Genomic DNA, 16448 nt, shown 5'->3' on the forward strand with positions numbered 1-16448 from the left:
TTCTACAATTATCGTTTGATGTTGTAGAAAGATTTGATACCATCGTAAACAGCGATTTCGCCTAGTTCGTCTTCGATGCGTAATAATTGGTTGTACTTAGCAATACGGTCAGTACGGCTCATAGAACCAGTTTTGATTTGGCCAGCGTTAGTTGCAACTGCGATGTCAGCGATTGTAGCATCTTCAGTTTCACCAGAACGGTGAGATACAACTGCTGTGTAACCAGCACGTTTAGCCATTTCGATAGCTTCGAAAGTCTCAGTTAAAGTACCGATTTGGTTAACTTTAATTAAGATTGAATTAGAGATACCTTTTTCGATACCTTCAGCAAGTTTTTGAGTGTTAGTTACGAATAAATCGTCACCAACTAATTGTACTTTATCACCAAGACGCTCAGTTAATAATTTGTGACCATCCCAATCGTTTTCGTCTAAACCATCTTCGATAGAGATGATTGGGAAGTCTTTGCAAAGCTCTTCGTAGAAATCAACCATTTCTGCAGAAGTTAAGCCAGTACGGCCTTCGCCTGCAAGGTCATATTTACCAGTTTCTTTGTTGTAGAACTCAGAAGAAGCAACGTCCATTCCTAAGAATACGTTCTCGCCAGCTTTGTAACCAGCTTTTTCGATAGCTTCGATGATTACTTCTAATGCTTCACGGTTAGAACCAAGGTTTGGAGCGAATCCACCTTCGTCACCTACTGCAGTGTTAAGACCTTTGTCATGTAATACAGCTTTAAGTGCATGGAATACTTCAGCACCCATACGGATTGATTCTTTGAATGTTGGAGCACCAACTGGTAAGATCATGAACTCTTGGAAGTCAACGTTGTTATCAGCGTGAGAACCACCGTTGATGATGTTCATCATTGGAGTTGGTAATTGTTTTGCATTGAATCCACCAAGGTAACGGTATAATGGAAGACCTACGAAGTCAGCTGCTGCGTGAGCTACTGCCATAGATACACCAAGGATAGCGTTAGCGCCTAGTTTACCTTTGTTTGGAGTGCCATCTAATTCGATCATAGCACGGTCGATACCAGCTTGGTCAGTTACGTCGAAACCAACGATTTCTGGAGCGATTGCTTCATTAACGTTGTTTACTGCGTTCATAACACCTTTACCAAGGTAACGAGATTTGTCACCGTCACGTAATTCTACTGCTTCGTGCTCACCAGTAGATGCACCACTTGGTACGATAGCGCGTCCGAAAGCGCCGCTTTCTGTGTAAACTTCTACTTCTACAGTTGGGTTACCACGAGAGTCAAGGACTTCGCGAGCATAAACATCAATAATTGTTGACATAATAAATTCTCTCCTTTTTATATAAGCAAATTATTTAATAATTGTTTTACCTGTCATTTCTTTCGGTTGCTCAACACCAAGAAGTGTAAGCATTGTTGGAGCGATATCACCTAAGATACCATCTTCACGTAATTCTACGTCGTTCTTAGTAACGATGAAAGGAACCGGGTTAGTTGTATGAGCTGTCATTGGCTCTCCTTCAGAAGTTAATTCTTCATCAGCATTACCATGGTCAGCAGTAATAAGTGCTACACCATCTTTTGCAAGAATCGCTTCTACAACTTTTCCTAAACATTCGTCAGTTGCTTCTACTGCTTTAATTGTTGGTTCCATCATCCCAGAATGGCCAACCATATCACAGTTTGCAAAGTTAAGAATGATAACATCATGTTTATCATTTTCGATTTCATTTACTAAAGCGTCCGTTACTTCGTAAATGCTCATTTCAGGTTTCAAGTCATACGTTGCAACCTTCGGTGAGTTAATTAAGATACGCTCTTCTCCTGGGAATTCAGCCTCACGACCACCGCTAAAGAAGAATGTAACGTGCGGATATTTTTCAGTTTCCGCGATGCGAAGTTGCTTTAATCCCGCTTGCGCAACAACTTCACCTAAAGTGTTATCAAGGTTCATTGGCTTGAATGCCACGTAACCATCCACTGTTTCACTAAAGTGTGTCATACATACGAATTCTGGAATGTGAGGTACTTTTTCACCACGATCGAACTCACGGAAGTCTTCGTTTGTAAATACACGAGCAATTTGAATTGCACGGTCTGGACGGAAGTTATAGAAGATAACTGCATCATCATCATTGATTGTTGCAACTGGCGTGTTATCTTCGTTAACAATTACAGACGGCAATACGAATTCATCGTAGATACCATTTGCATAAGAGTCTTCTACACACTCTTCTGCTGATTTATAAGTAGGGCCTTCACCATTCACCATAGCACGGTAACATTTTTCTACGCGATCCCAACGCTTGTCACGGTCCATGGAGTAATAACGACCAGAGATAGTCGCGAATTGTCCTACTCCTGTTTCTTTAATTACTTCATTTGTTGCATCGATATAGCTCTGTGCTGTTTTTGGTCCAACATCGCGGCCATCTAAGAATGCATGAATGTATACTTTCTCAACGCCTTCTTTAGCTGCTAAGCGAAGAAGAGCAAACATGTGGTTCATGTGACTGTGCACACCACCGTCAGAAAGTAAACCGAATAAATGAAGTGCAGTACCTTTTTCTTTTACGCTTTTAATTGCACTTTGGAATGTTTCGTTCTTATCGAACTCACCTTCACGAATTGCAACGTTTACGCGTGTTAAGCTTTGATATACAATGCGGCCAGCACCGATATTTAAGTGACCAACCTCAGAGTTACCCATTTGACCTTCTGGAAGACCTACTGCCTCGCCACAAGCTGTAAGCGTTGTGTGAGGGAATTTGTTCCAGTAACCATCAAAATTAGGTTTCTTAGCTTGTGCTACAGCATTCCCGTAAGTTTCTTCACGAAGTCCGAAACCGTCAAGAATGATTAAAGCTGTTGGCTTTCTCATTTTACCGCCCCCAGAAGACCTAAGAACGAAGCAGGCTCTAAGCTAGCACCGCCAACTAAAGCGCCGTCGATGTCAGATTGTGCCATGTACTCTTTAATGTTTTCTGGTTTTACGCTACCGCCGTATTGGATACGAACAGCTTCTGCAGCTTCTGGAGAAACAGCTTCTGCAACAACTTTACGGATGTGCGCACATACTTCGTTTGCATCTGCAGAAGAAGAAGATTTACCTGTACCGATAGCCCAGATTGGCTCATAAGCGATAACAGTTGCTTTAACTTGCTCTTCTGTTAAACCTGCAAGTGCTTTTGTCACTTGACCTGCTACTAGATCAAATGTTTTTCCGCTTTCGCGCTCTTCTAAAGTCTCACCACAACATACGATTGGTGTTAAACCATGTTCAAATGCTGCAATAGTCTTTTTGTTTACTGACTCATCTGTTTCAGCAAACATTTCACGACGCTCAGAGTGGCCAAGTACTACGTAGCCTACTTTTAAGTCGCTAAGTGCTACTGGACTAATTTCGCCAGTGAATGCACCATTTTTTTCGAAGTGCATGTTTTGTGCACCTACTTGTAAATCAGTTCCTTCAGTCGCTGCTACAAGGCGCTCTAAGAATAGAGCTGGAGAGCAAACTACTGCATCAACAGCTGAAGCTGCTGGGATTTGACCTTTAACTTCCTCTACGAAGCTAACTGCTTCAGATAGAGTTTTATTCATTTTCCAGTTACCTGCGATAATTGGTTTACGCATGCTTTGCACCGTCCTTTTTCTTTGGCTGCTACTTATTTGTCGTTAAGACAAACTACACCTGGAAGCTCTTTACCTTCCATGAATTCTAATGACGCACCGCCGCCAGTAGAAATGTGGCTCATTTTATCAGCCATACCGAATTTTTCAACAGCTGCTGCAGAGTCACCACCGCCGATAACAGAGTATGTACCTTCTGCATCTGCTAATGCTTGTCCTACTGCTTTTGTACCTTCTGCGAATGGAGTCATTTCGAATACACCCATTGGTCCATTCCATACAACAAGCTTAGAGTTTTTAATTACATCTGCATAAATTTCACGTGTTTTAGGACCGATGTCCACGCCTTCCCAGTTAGAAGGGATAGAGTCGATACCAACGATTTTAGTTGTTGCAGTTTCAGAGAATTCCTCAGTGATTACAACATCAACTGGCATGTAGAAGTTTACGCCTTTTTCTTTTGCAAGTTGCATAAATTCTTTAGCTAGTTCAATCTTGTCGTCTTCACATAGAGATAGACCAATTTCATGACCTAAAGCTTTAACGAATGTGTAAGCAAGTCCGCCACCGATGATTAAGTTATCTACTTTGTCTAATAGATGACGAATTACACCGATTTTATCTTTTACTTTCGCACCACCGATGATAGCTGTGAATGGACGTTCTGGGTTAGAAAGTGCTTTACCTAATACTTCTAACTCTTTTTCCATTAATAGACCAGATACTGCTGGTAGGTAGTCTGCGATTCCTGCTGTAGAAGCATGAGCACGGTGAGCTGCACCGAATGCATCGTTTACGAAGATGTCAGCAAGAGCTGCAAATTCTTTCGCAAGTTCTGCATCGTTCTTTTCTTCGCCCGCATAGAAACGTACGTTTTCAAGAACTAATACGTCGCCTTCGTTCATTGCTGCAACCATTTCTTGTGCAACTGGTCCGAATGCTTCGTCTGCTTTTTTAACATCTTTACCAAGAAGCTCGCCTAAACGTGCTGCTACTGGAGTAAGACGTAATTCTTCTACTGCTTGACCTTTTGGACGGCCTAAGTGGCTTGCTAAAATAACCTTCGCACCTTGCTCTACTAAATATTGAATTGTAGGAAGAGCTGCACGGATACGAGTTTCATCTGTAATTTTGCCTTCTTTCATAGGTACGTTGAAGTCAACGCGGCAAAATACACGCTTACCTTTTAAATCTACGTCACGAATTGATTTTTTGTTCATTGGATTTCCCTCCGACTACTAGTTAGGATTGACAAAACCCACTCAAAAGCTTAACACATTTGCTTTTAAAACGAAAGAAGAGAGAGAGGGAACAAACCCTCTCCCTCGTTTTGTCATTGATAACTTATATAATTAAGAATTAAAGACCTTTTGAAGTCATGTAAGCTGCTAAGTCTACTACGCGGTTAGAGTAACCTGTTTCGTTATCGTACCAAGAAAGTACTTTAACCATGTTACCTTCCATTACCATTGTAGATAATGCATCGATTGTAGAAGAAGCTGTACATCCGTTATAGTCGATAGATACTAATGGCTCTTCGCTGTATCCAAGGATACCTTTTAATTCGCCTTCAGCTGCTGCTTTGAATGCTGCATTTACTTCTTCAACTGTTACTTCTTTGTCAAGTTCAACAACTAGGTCAACTAGAGAAACGTTAGCAGTTGGAACACGTACAGCGCCACCGTTTAATTTACCTTTAAGTTCTGGTAATACTAATGCTACAGCTTTAGCTGCACCAGTAGATGTTGGGATCATGTTTTCAGCTGCTGCACGAGCACGACGTAAATCTTTGTGTGGTAAGTCTAAGATTTGTTGGTCGTTAGTGTAAGAGTGAATTGTTGTCATCATTCCGCGTTTTACGCCGAATTTTTCGTTTAATACTTTAGCGAATGGAGCTAGACAGTTTGTAGTACAAGAAGCGTTAGATACTACGTTGTGGTTAGCTGCATCGTATTGTTCGTGGTTAACACCCATAACTACAGTGATATCTTCGTCAGAAGCTGGTGCTGAGATGATAACTTTCTTAACTGATCCACCTAAGTGTTTTTCAGCGTCTGATTTTTTAGTGAAACGGCCAGTAGATTCTACTACTACTTCTACTCCGTAGTCGCTCCATGGTAATTGAGCTGGGTCACGCTCAGCGATAACTTTAATTTCTTTACCGTTAACAACGATGCTGTTTTCGTTAGCAGATACTTCTGCATTTAAAGTTCCGTGAACTGTGTCATATTTTAAAAGGTGAGCTAATGTTTTAGCATCTGTTAAGTCGTTGATTGCTACTACTTCTACCTCAGAGTTGTTAAGAGCTGCGCGGAATACGTTACGTCCGATACGTCCAAATCCATTAATACCAATTTTAGTCATTTGAATTTCCTCCTTGGGGGATTATATTAAAGGGTAATACCCTTTGTTAACTGTTTTGCTGCACCTTCATCTGTAATTAGAATTGAAGTGTGCCCTTGTTTAATTACAGCCTGTATTGCCTTTGCCTTTGAAGAACCTCCAGCGACTGCAACAACGTGAGATACATTTTGTAAATCCTCTAGTTGCATACCAACTGTTCTTACTTTATGAACAACATTTCCTTGTTCATTAAAGTAGTAACCGAAAGCTTCGCCAACTGCTTCGCTTGCCTGAATCTTTAACCAATCTGCTTCTGAAGTATTTCTGCGACGTGCCATTGTTAACGCATCACCTATTCCATGAATGACGATATTGGAAGATCGAATCAACTCAAGAACTTCTTTCACGGAAGGCTCTGTCACAATAGACGCATATGCTTCGCTGCTAACATGGTCTGGGACATACAATAAGCGATAATTACTCATCGTATTTTGCGCCATTTTGGCACAAATGGTATTGGCTTCTAATTCAACGCCTTCTCCAATTCCACCACGTGCTGGGACAAATAGCATATGTAAATCTTTGCAATCAAGCTGCATCATGTCCGCAACAGCAGCTAGCGTAGTTCCTCCAGCCACAGCAACGATATTATTCGCTGTCAGACGGTCTTTTATACAAGTCACACAAGCACGGCCCATCTCCAGTTTGACCCAAGGCGATTCATCACTATCACCAGGGACAACGAAAACTTCATCCAAGTCTAATGTTTCCTTAAGTTGCTTTTCTAAAACCTTTAACCCGGAAATTTCTTTCATAAAGTCTTCCAAAGCAAGAACTAAAGCTGTTCCTTCTTCTGTCAATGTCATTCCAGAAGAAGCGACGTGAACTAAGTTTTGTTCTTTCAAAACTTGAACTTCACTTCGCAATACTCGTTCTGTCATACCGAGACTTGCTGATAAGTTTCTTCTTCCAATCGGCTGCATGAGCCTAATGTATTGAAGAATTTGCATTCTCGTTTGCATAACAGGTAGCAGATCAGGTAATAATTTTTTTGTGTTCTGAATCCATGAGCGCATATCTTTTCTCCTCACTACATTGGTTCATTTTTCCTCCATGGTCACTTTACGTCCCGTAGTGACATTTTGTGTCCCACATAGGTTAAAAAAATAATCCCTGCTACGTGTATTATTGTAACAGGAGATAGAAACTTATTCAACTCTTAACTGCATTCTTTATATAGTTTATTATGACACCTTTGTGAATGTTACCATATTCTACTTGTTTTTCGTCTATTTCTACAACTGGAATCATTAGATGATATTTTTCTAAAAGGTCATTATCTTCATATATATCTATTTCCTCGATTTGAAAAGAATATTCACATTGCACTTCCTGTAAAACTTGTTTCGCCTTCACGCAAAGGCCACAATCTTTTTTTGTATACAGTACAACTTTCATCTTCTTCACCTATCCGATCGTTTTTCGTAATGACGACGCCGGGATGTGCATTTGCTCTCTATACTTCGCCACTGTTCTTCGAGAAATAACAATTTCATGTTCTTCTTCTAACAATTTTGAAATCTTTTGGTCTGAAAGTGGCTTTTTCTTATTCTCCGCCTCAACAAGCGTTTGAATAAATTGTTTTACACGCTTTGTAGAAACCGCTTCATCTTCAGTCGTCGAAACGGCATTACTAAAGAACGATTTCATCTCAAATAAACCGTGTGGTGTTTGCACATATTTATTTCGCGTTGCACGACTAATTGTAGATTCATGCACACTTAGCTCTTCTGCTACTTCTTTTAAAGCAAGTGGCTTTAAATACTCCGGACCTTTCCAGAAGAAATCACGTTGTTTTTCCATAATAATGGTCATCACTTGCAGAAGGGTTTGTTTTCTCTGCTTCAAACTACGCATAATCCACTGCACATGCTGATACTTTTCTGATACGTAAGATGCTACTTCACTTTCACTATTATTAAGAAGCGCACTATATTCAGAATGAATCTCAATTCTCGGCATATTTCTCTCATTCATTTGTAAAACGAGACGATCGCCATCTTTTTTCACTGCCATATCAGGCACAATATAAAGTGGTTTATCAGAAGAAAACGCAAGACCTGGTTTTGGTTGTAATGACGTTATACAATTTACTGCATCCTGTAATTCTTCATTACTACACTTCAACACTTGAACAAGCTTTCTCCAATCTTTCTTCACGAAATAAGCGAAATGATCTTCTACAACCTCTTCTGCCAATCCATTCCGCCTTTGTAAGCGCTTCAATTGCAAGGTTAGACATTCCTGAATATTACGCGCCCCTACCCCTGCTGGCTCGAGTGATTGGACAAGCTCTACAGAGCGGTCGACTACATGCAGTGGTGCGGAAAGAAGATTTGCTAACTCTTCATTCGTTTCTTGTAAATACCCATTTCCATCCATGTTCATAATAATGAAAGAAGCTACTTTTCGCTCTTCTTCCTCTATTTTATAATACTGTATTTGATTTAATAAATGTTGCTGAATCGTTGTTGAATCCACACTGTAGATTTCCATCTGATTCTCGACTTGTTTGCTGGTACTTTTACTGTTGTTAGAGCTCTTTTTCTTCTCCCTCTCAAAACCACCTAACTCAATAAGGGGATTCTCTAACGATTGCTCATACAAAAACTCCGATAATTCTTGTACATTATACTGGAGCATTGTAATCGCTTGCCTTAACTCTTGTGTCATTGCCAAACGTAAGCTTTGTTCTTGTAAAAGACTTGCCTTCAAACTAATCTCCCCCTTGTTTCTATTGTACAATAAGTTTGGTAAAAGGAGAATCCTATCACAGACACCCATTCCAAAATATTATTAATTTATATGTATTAATGAGATTTACAACTTACAACCGAAATTTGAATAATATTGAAAGAAAATAATAAGTCGATAAATTATTATCAAGTACTAATAGTAAATCTTATTACTAGATATAACAAGAGGGAAATAAAAAAAGTCCTAACCTACAAAACGTAAGTTAGGACTTTTTGACGCGCCCAGAGGGATTCGAACCCCCGGCAGACGTGGTACCGGAAACCACCGCTCTATCCGACTGAGCTATGGGCGCATAATTATAAAATATACTTCATTTTCTTCTCATAATAATAGCAATAAAATCCATCTAAATCAATAAAAATATCCCCATAATCCTTTATGCACCTTAGTTATGATTACATCAACAAAGCACCATCCCCTAAATTTTCCAATCATAAATTCCCCCCAACTCACAAATTATAACCTTTGAATTGATATTCCAAAGGGGGCTTCATTCAATGACTGTAATTACGAAATTAAAGCAAACTGTTTCTGGATTAAAAAGTGCACAAGCTAGCTTAGAGGGATTCGCTCTTGATACGGATAACCAACAAGCGAAGCAACTTTTCCAAACAGCTGCGCAGCAAACACAAACGATTATCGATTCTTTAAACCCTCGCGTTGAAGAAGTCCAACAAGAAGAACCACAATACTCACAGCAATAACGGATTCGTCATGCTGTGAAATAGAAAAAGGATGATATGCAGTCATCCTTTTTCTATCACATTACATATTGCAATAGAAATGGAATGATAATTATGCGAAAACTCGGGCTCATAACCGCATTATTTGCCCTTCTATTTAGCTCTTTTACCGGATGTGATAATAGTCCCTTAGATAAAAAAGTGAAAGAAGAAGCAAAACGAACGGAGAAAGAGAAAGGTCCTAAATTAACAAAGATGAGTACGGAATCCTTTAATCAATCTATATCACAAGGAGCCAAGAAAAGGGCCCTCGCTATGGATGGGATTATAAAAAGTGCGGCAGTAAATTCAAATTTAGATCTCTATATAGCAGTTATACCGGAGCATCACGAAAGGTTTGGATTAAAACCTCTTCGTAAGAAGCTTCAAAAACAGCTAAGTGATGAGCATCCTACTTTCGATGTTCGTGTCAGTACAGATAAAAAAATCTTTATGTTACTCGAAAAACTCGAAAGAAAAATTAAGGAAAAAGAAGTATCTAAAGATGAAATTAATAAACAATTAAAATTCATTGGGAAAAAAATGGAGTCTAACACTTAACGCTTTTTTTTAAGAAAAGGAAGGATCGCAATGTCTAGTAAAGATAAAAACTTAACCCCTGTGCAACAGGAGTATAAAAAATTCGAACAAGAACGAGAACCGAAGCGCCCTGTCTTGAAAAATTGTATAAAAGCCTTTTTCGTCGGCGGTTTTATTTGCTTCATCGGACAACTCATTTCTACATTTTATATCACATATTTTGATTTCACTGAACGCTCAGCAGGAAATCCAACAGTCGCAACTCTTATTTTCATCTCCATGTTATTAACTGGATTTGGTATATACGATCGGTTTGGTCAGTTTGCCGGAGCAGGAACAGCTGTACCTGTCACTGGATTTGGCAACTCTGTTATCGCCGCATGTATCGAACACCGAACAGAAGGTTTTGTCCTTGGTGTTGGCGGTAACATGTTTAAATTAGCTGGTTCTGTTATTTTATTTGGTGTATTTTCCGCTTTCGTCATCGCACTTATTAAAACGATTCTCGTTCAATGGGGAGGGCTATAAATGTTACAAGGACACCGAACATGGGTATTTGAAAACAAACCAGTTATTATTTCGACGGGAGTCGTTGGTGGGCCGTTTGAAGCTAAAGGAAAAATTCCAGAAGACTTCGATACCCTCCATGAAGATTTATGGCTCGGACAAGATTCCTATGAAAAAGCACATAAAATTTTGTTCGAAGAAGCTTGTAGCCGCGCTACTGAAAAAGCAAACCTTCGTAAAGACGATATTCAATTTGTACTCGCAGGCGATTTAATTAATCAAATTACTCCTACAAGCTTTGCTTGCCGTACACTGGGCACTCCTTATCTCGGACTATTCGGCGCTTGTTCTACTTCTATGGAAGGTTTAGCACTTGGAGCAAGTATCGTAAATGCAAAAGGCGCAAAATATTTATTAACCGGGGCATCAAGCCATAACACCGCTGTAGAAAAACAGTTCCGCTATCCTACCGAATATGGTGGGCAAAAACCACCTACCGCGCAGTGGACAGTAACCGGGGCTGGTGCTGCTATTTTAAGCGATACTGGACACGGTCCTAGGGTAACATCCGCCACAATCGGACGAGTGGTTGATATGGGGTTAACAGATCCGTTTAATATGGGAGGGGCAATGGCTCCAGCTGCCGTTGATACAATTGAAGCTCACTTACGCGAACGACAAATTGATGCTTCTTACTACGATTTAATCGTAACGGGTGACCTCGGACATGTCGGCCGTGAAATTGCTTATGACTTACTACATAAACATGGAACGAAAGTAACGAGCGAACAGTTTCAAGATTGCGGGCTACTCATTTATAGAGAAGGGCAGCCTGTCATCGCTGGTGCTAGCGGACCAGGATGCTCTGCAACTGTCGTATACGGTCACTTATTAAACCGAATGAAAAGAGGAGAGTTTAATAAAATACTTGTCGTTGCGACAGGCGCTTTACTATCTCCACTTACATTCCAACAAGAAGAAACGATTCCGTGTATCGCTCACGCCGTTTCGATTGAATTTGGAGGTGCAACGCAATGATTTTTTTCTGGGCTTTCGTCATTGGCGGACTTATATGTGTAATCGGCCAACTTATGTTTGATGTTGGAAAGCTAACACCAGCTCATACAATGGCAACACTCGTTGTTGCTGGAGCTATATTAGATGGATTCAATTTGTATGAACCATTAATTGATTTCGCCGGAGCTGGGGCAACCGTACCTATTACAAGCTTCGGTAACGCACTCGTTCACGGTGCAATGGAAGAAGCTGCAAAACATGGCATCGTTGGTGTTATTACTGGCATGTTTAAAGTAACGAGCGCCGGTGTATCCGCAGCTATTATTTTCGGCTTCATCGGAGCATTACTATTCAAACCGAAAGGATAAGAGGTGTTCGTATGACTGTTATCGCTAGCGTAAAAACCTGCCTTGCTAGTGTCAGGGGCGCTCAAGCAAGCTTAAGCTCCCTTTCGCTAAATTCTACAGACGATGAAGCAAAACGCGTATTTCATGAATGTATGTTAGAAATGGATAGCATCATCGTTGATTTACAAAATAGAGTTTCCGTATTAGAACGTGAAGAACCTCAATATAAAGGGTTTTAAGTAGACTGGAGGAAATGACTATGTCTCACCTGCCGGAATGGACACTGGTCATTCTTCGCTCTGTATTCATATTAATCATTTTATTCACTATTACAAAATGCTTAGGAAAAAGGCAAATCTCCCAACTTTCCTTTTTTGAATACATAGCAGGAATGACAATCGGTGATATCGCCGCTCAAATAGCTACAGGGCTTGATCAAAAGTTTTTCCATGGTGTCTTTGCCATACTTATTTTCGCCTCAGTACCCTTCTTTGTCGGAATTCTCTCCCTAAAAAACAAAACTGCTAGAGATTTTTTTGAAGGGAAGTCTACAGTGTTAATAAAAGATGGCAAAGTACTTGAGGATAATTTAAAACAAGAAAAATATACAAGTGATGAGTTACTTGAACTTCTTAGAGGAAATGGTGCATTCAGTATAGCTGAAGTCGAATTTGCTGTCTTAGAACCGAGCGGAGAATTAAATGTATTATTAAAGAAAGATTTTCAGCCACTTACTGCAAAAGATCTCGGTTTAAAAGTGCCGAATGAAAAAGAACCACAAACTGTTATTATGGATGGGAATGTACTAGATGAACCACTTTCCGCAAGCGGTCATAACCGAGCTTGGCTACATTCTGAACTAGAAAAACTCGGTGTTGTCATTGAAAACGTCTTTCTCGGTCAAGTGGATTCATATGGACAACTTACTATCGACATTTATAATGACAAACTACAAATGCCTTCTCCTCAAAACAAACCTTTATTATTGGCATCTTTAAAAAAATGTCATGCTGATCTTGAACTATTTTCCTTAGAAACAAAGTCGAAATCAGCAAGCGAAATGTATAGTAAAAACGCGAAACAAATCGAAAAGATTTTAAATAAAGTGACCTATCTTTTAAAAGAATAGATATCGAAAGAACGCTTCAGTAAAAAGGCGTTCTTTTCTTTTTTCCTATCGCTTTTCTAACGTTTAAATTTATGTAATTCGGTTATGATGTTGAAGATACATAAGCAGGGAATTTCAAAAACATAGCGAATATTTCATGGTACAACTACATATTTTTTTGATTTAAAGTGGTTTCGTTTGACCTTTATTGACCATAATTGTATTATAAGACTAAGAAAGCTTTTGAAGGAGGAAATAACAGATGAATTTAATTCCTACAGTAATTGAACAAACAAATCGTGGAGAACGCGCTTACGATATTTACTCTCGACTATTAAAAGACCGCATCATTATGCTTGGTAGTGCAATTGATGACAACGTAGCTAACTCAATCGTTTCCCAGCTTTTATTCTTGGAATCTCAAGATCCTGAAAAAGATATTCATATCTACATCAACAGCCCTGGTGGTTCTATCACAGCAGGTATGGCAATTTACGATACAATGCAGTTTATTAAACCGCAAGTATCAACAATCTGTATCGGTATGGCTGCATCTATGGGTGCATTCTTACTTGCAGCAGGTGAAAAAGGAAAACGTTATGCACTTCCAAACAGTGAAGTAATGATTCACCAACCACTTGGTGGGGCACAAGGTCAAGCGACTGAAATCGAAATCGCTGCAAAACGTATTCTATTCTTACGTGAAAAACTAAACCAAATTCTTGCTGACCGCACAGGTCAACCACTTGAAGTACTACAACGCGACACAGACCGCGACAACTTCATGACAGCAGAAAAAGCTTTAGAATACGGTTTAATCGATAAGATCTTTACAAATCGTTAATAAATATTTAAAGCGGAAGCGGCTCGTTTAGAATCGCTGGAGCTGGATACATAAAAAAGCGCCCTCTCACAGGGCGCTTTTTTTATACTTAGATCTCTGCACGCGTATACTCCACCCGGTATCGACCTAAATATATCAGCGATTTTTCAAATATATCGACCGTAACTCCAATTATATCGGCGATTATTTTCATATATCGACGTTTCGACACAACTTATCGACTTACCGACAATCCTCGACAAGCATGCACACTCCACATACCCTCCCCACCAATCCGCGCAAATAACAAAACAAAAAAGCTATCGCACATACGCGATAGCTTTCTTACTGTACATATGCAGCTAATGCCTCTAAAGCCTCTTCTGCATCTGAACCTTCTGTTGTAATTGTTATCATGCTACCAGTTCCAATTGCTAAGCTCATAATCCCCATTATGCTCTTTGCATTTACTGTCTTTCCATCTTTCTCGATGAAGATATCTGCATGAAAGCGATTGGCCTCTTGTACAAACAACGCAGCCGGACGTGCTTGTAAACCGTTTTTTAATGAAACCTGAACTCTTTTTTGAACCACAGCTCCATTTCCCCTTTAACCTCTTATTTTTTTGCTACCGTTTCCCCCGCGCGTAATTTCTCTGCAATATCATCGATTTTACGCAAACGATGATTAATACCCGATTTACTAATTTTCCCCCCGGATACCATCTCACCTAACTCTTTCAATGTTACATCTTGATAATCTCTTCGTAGTTGCGCAATTTCTCTTAGTTTATCCGGCAATATATCAAGACCAACCGTCTCATCAATATAGCGGATATTTTCAATCTGCCTTAGCGCTGCACCAATTGTTTTATTTAAATTAGCTGTTTCGCAGTTCACTAAACGATTTACAGAATTACGCATATCACGTACGATTCGAATGTCTTCAAATCTCAAAAGTGCATTATGTGCACCTATAATATTTAAAAACTCTGTAATCTTTTCTGCTTCTTTCAAATACGTAATGTACCCTTTTCTTCTTTCCAACGTCTTACTATTTAAATCAAATCCGTTCATCAGTTCACATATAGCATCATTATGTTCCTTATATAACGAAAAGATCTCTAAATGATAAGATGATGTTTCTGGGTTATTTACTGAACCACCTGCTAAAAATGCACCGCGTAAATACGATCGTTTACAACATTTCTTCTCAATTAATTCTTGTGATATATTTCGAATAAATGAAAAGTCATCTCGTACGATATGAAGATCAGCTAATATTTCGCGAGACTTCTCAACAAGCCTTACGATATATACATTATTTTTCTTCAATCGCATTTTTTTACGAACAAGTAATTCTACCGTCACGTCATATCCTTTTTTCAAAAGCGTATAAATCCTTCTTGCAATTGCCGCATTTTCCGTTTGAATATCGATTGATAGACGACGGTTTGAAAAAGAAAGTGATCCGTTCATGCGAAGCAACGCTGATAATTCTGCTTTCTCACAGCATTCCTTCATCTCTAGATTCGTCAACTCTTTCTTTGTTTCTGATGCAAATGACACAGCCAACACCTCCTTATACGATTATTGTGGAACAAAAATCTTGTCCTATATGAAATGAGGAGCGTTACCTCAAACGAGATAACGCACATCTACAACAGTGAATATAAAATAGAAGCTAATTTTAATGTATCGTGCCTTACAACACGGTCATCATACTTCGCTAATTGATCTTGAATCACATCAATATTATTTTCAATAAAACGCTCTTCATCTACTACAACTGGTGCCGACATTTCTTCCTCGTATAACTGACGTAATTCACAAGGAATATCACGGTTATTTACAATTGCAGTATCGATAAATGGTTTACCTAAATGATCATGTAACGCCTGCACATGGTCAAACGCAGTATATCCCATCGTTTCACCAGCTTGCGTCATAACATTACACACATATACCTTCTTCGCTTTTGCAGCAAGAACAGCGTCCCCAATTTTGTTAACAACTAAATTCGGTAATATACTCGTATACAAACTTCCTGGACCGAAAACAAGTAAATCAGCTCGTTTAATCTCAGTCAACGTTTCATGTAACGGCTCTACATCTTCTGGGGTTAAAAAGACACGGTTAATCTTCTTTCCGAAATAAGGAATCTTTGATTCACCTGTTACAATTTCTCCATCTTCTAGTTCCGCATGCAGTACTGCACTTTGATTCGCTGCCGGTAATACACGTCCTCTAACATTTAAAACTTTACTTGTTTCTGTAATGGCATGGAAGAAGTCTCCTGTAATCGAGGTCATACCTGCCAATAATAAATTTCCTAACGCATGACCTTTCAGCCCATCTCCGGTTGTGAAACGATGCTGAAATAAAGCTTCCACCAGTGGCTCTACATCTGATAACGCAACAAGTACGTTACGAATGTCACCTGGGGGTGGAATTTCTAGCTCATCACGTAATCTACCTGAACTGCCACCATCATCAGCGATTGTAACAACTGCTGTAATATCGACCGGATATTGTTTTAACCCTCGTAATAAAACAGAAAGTCCCGTTCCGCCTCCCATGATAACAATTTTAGGTTTTCTCTCTTTTTTCAT

At 39.5% G+C, this 16448-nt stretch carries 19 protein-coding genes and 1 tRNA gene; 8 read left to right on the top strand and 12 right to left on the bottom strand.

Annotated features, from left to right (window positions below):
* Positions 1–8 precede the first annotated feature (8 nt).
* The 9 genes from eno to AC0L0O_RS23065 all read right to left on the bottom strand — a co-directional run bounded on the left by eno (position 9) and on the right by AC0L0O_RS23065 (position 9065).
* The gene (eno, locus tag AC0L0O_RS23025; protein WP_000103950.1) at positions 9–1304 is read right to left on the bottom strand and encodes a phosphopyruvate hydratase; all 1296 of its coding nucleotides are present in this window, start codon (positions 1302–1304) and stop codon (positions 9–11) included.
* Positions 1305–1334: 30 nt separating this feature from the next.
* On the bottom strand, positions 1335–2864 hold the full coding sequence (gene gpmI / locus AC0L0O_RS23030; protein ID WP_001231152.1) for a 2,3-bisphosphoglycerate-independent phosphoglycerate mutase: 1530 nt from the start codon (positions 2862–2864) through the stop codon (positions 1335–1337).
* Positions 2861–3616 carry a triose-phosphate isomerase gene (gene tpiA, locus AC0L0O_RS23035; protein ID WP_001231038.1) on the bottom strand — a complete coding sequence of 252 codons (756 nt, stop codon included), beginning with the start codon at positions 3614–3616 and terminating at the stop codon, positions 2861–2863. Before tpiA ends, gpmI begins: the two co-directional genes overlap by 4 nt.
* 32 nt (positions 3617–3648) lie before the next feature.
* Positions 3649–4833, bottom strand: coding sequence for a phosphoglycerate kinase (locus AC0L0O_RS23040; protein ID WP_001036338.1), 1185 nt, complete (start codon positions 4831–4833; stop codon positions 3649–3651).
* Between the two features lie 139 nt (positions 4834–4972).
* Positions 4973–5977 carry a type I glyceraldehyde-3-phosphate dehydrogenase gene (gap, locus tag AC0L0O_RS23045; protein WP_000161236.1) on the bottom strand — a complete coding sequence of 335 codons (1005 nt, stop codon included), beginning with the start codon at positions 5975–5977 and terminating at the stop codon, positions 4973–4975.
* A 26-nt stretch (positions 5978–6003) separates the two neighbouring features.
* Complete coding sequence (gene cggR / locus AC0L0O_RS23050) at positions 6004–7032, bottom strand: gapA transcriptional regulator CggR (RefSeq protein WP_001258187.1); 1029 nt, start codon at positions 7030–7032, stop codon at positions 6004–6006.
* A 136-nt stretch (positions 7033–7168) separates the two neighbouring features.
* A complete protein-coding gene (locus tag AC0L0O_RS23055; protein WP_000869728.1) occupies positions 7169–7414 on the bottom strand; it encodes a glutaredoxin family protein in 246 nt (81 codons plus the stop codon).
* Positions 7415–7423: 9 nt separating this feature from the next.
* Positions 7424–8731 carry an RNA polymerase factor sigma-54 gene (rpoN, locus tag AC0L0O_RS23060; RefSeq protein ID WP_000647969.1) on the bottom strand — a complete coding sequence of 436 codons (1308 nt, stop codon included), beginning with the start codon at positions 8729–8731 and terminating at the stop codon, positions 7424–7426.
* Positions 8732–8989: 258 nt separating this feature from the next.
* Positions 8990–9065: transfer RNA gene (locus AC0L0O_RS23065), tRNA-Arg, on the bottom strand.
* A 205-nt stretch (positions 9066–9270) separates the two neighbouring features.
* Here AC0L0O_RS23065 and AC0L0O_RS23070 point away from each other — a divergent pair.
* The 8 genes from AC0L0O_RS23070 (at position 9271) to clpP (ending at position 13858) form a co-directional block, all read left to right on the top strand.
* A complete protein-coding gene (locus AC0L0O_RS23070) occupies positions 9271–9477 on the top strand; it encodes a DUF1657 domain-containing protein (RefSeq protein ID WP_000216166.1) in 207 nt (68 codons plus the stop codon).
* A 93-nt stretch (positions 9478–9570) separates the two neighbouring features.
* Positions 9571–10056, top strand: coding sequence for a YhcN/YlaJ family sporulation lipoprotein (locus AC0L0O_RS23075; RefSeq protein ID WP_001228539.1), 486 nt, complete (start codon positions 9571–9573; stop codon positions 10054–10056).
* 30 nt (positions 10057–10086) lie between these two features.
* A complete protein-coding gene (gene spoVAC, locus AC0L0O_RS23080; protein WP_000095399.1) occupies positions 10087–10563 on the top strand; it encodes a stage V sporulation protein AC in 477 nt (158 codons plus the stop codon).
* Positions 10564–11580: a stage V sporulation protein AD gene (gene spoVAD / locus AC0L0O_RS23085; RefSeq protein WP_000938967.1), complete on the top strand. Its 1017-nt coding sequence runs from the start codon at positions 10564–10566 to the stop codon at positions 11578–11580.
* Positions 11577–11927: a stage V sporulation protein AE gene (gene spoVAE, locus AC0L0O_RS23090; RefSeq protein WP_000575919.1), complete on the top strand. Its 351-nt coding sequence runs from the start codon at positions 11577–11579 to the stop codon at positions 11925–11927. Before spoVAD ends, spoVAE begins: the two co-directional genes overlap by 4 nt.
* Positions 11928–11938: 11 nt before the next feature.
* A complete protein-coding gene (locus AC0L0O_RS23095) occupies positions 11939–12145 on the top strand; it encodes a DUF1657 domain-containing protein (protein WP_000215915.1) in 207 nt (68 codons plus the stop codon).
* 20 nt (positions 12146–12165) lie between these two features.
* Entirely contained in the window at positions 12166–13035 is an 870-nt protein-coding gene (locus tag AC0L0O_RS23100) for a DUF421 domain-containing protein (RefSeq protein WP_000018934.1), read from the top strand.
* Positions 13036–13276: 241 nt separating this feature from the next.
* A complete protein-coding gene (clpP, locus tag AC0L0O_RS23105) occupies positions 13277–13858 on the top strand; it encodes an ATP-dependent Clp endopeptidase proteolytic subunit ClpP (RefSeq protein ID WP_001049162.1) in 582 nt (193 codons plus the stop codon).
* Between the two features lie 324 nt (positions 13859–14182).
* Here the strand turns inward: clpP and AC0L0O_RS23110 are convergent, their stop codons facing one another.
* From AC0L0O_RS23110 to AC0L0O_RS23120, 3 genes are all read right to left on the bottom strand, one after another.
* On the bottom strand, positions 14183–14431 hold the full coding sequence (locus tag AC0L0O_RS23110; RefSeq protein WP_000250307.1) for an HPr family phosphocarrier protein: 249 nt from the start codon (positions 14429–14431) through the stop codon (positions 14183–14185).
* A 23-nt stretch (positions 14432–14454) separates the two neighbouring features.
* A complete protein-coding gene (gene whiA / locus AC0L0O_RS23115; RefSeq protein ID WP_000006561.1) occupies positions 14455–15405 on the bottom strand; it encodes a DNA-binding protein WhiA in 951 nt (316 codons plus the stop codon).
* An 89-nt stretch (positions 15406–15494) separates the two neighbouring features.
* Positions 15495–16448, bottom strand: a complete 954-nt coding sequence (locus AC0L0O_RS23120; protein ID WP_000712177.1) for a gluconeogenesis factor YvcK family protein — start codon at positions 16446–16448, stop codon at positions 15495–15497.

Source organism: Bacillus sp. GS3m_15504, assembly GCF_055825275.1.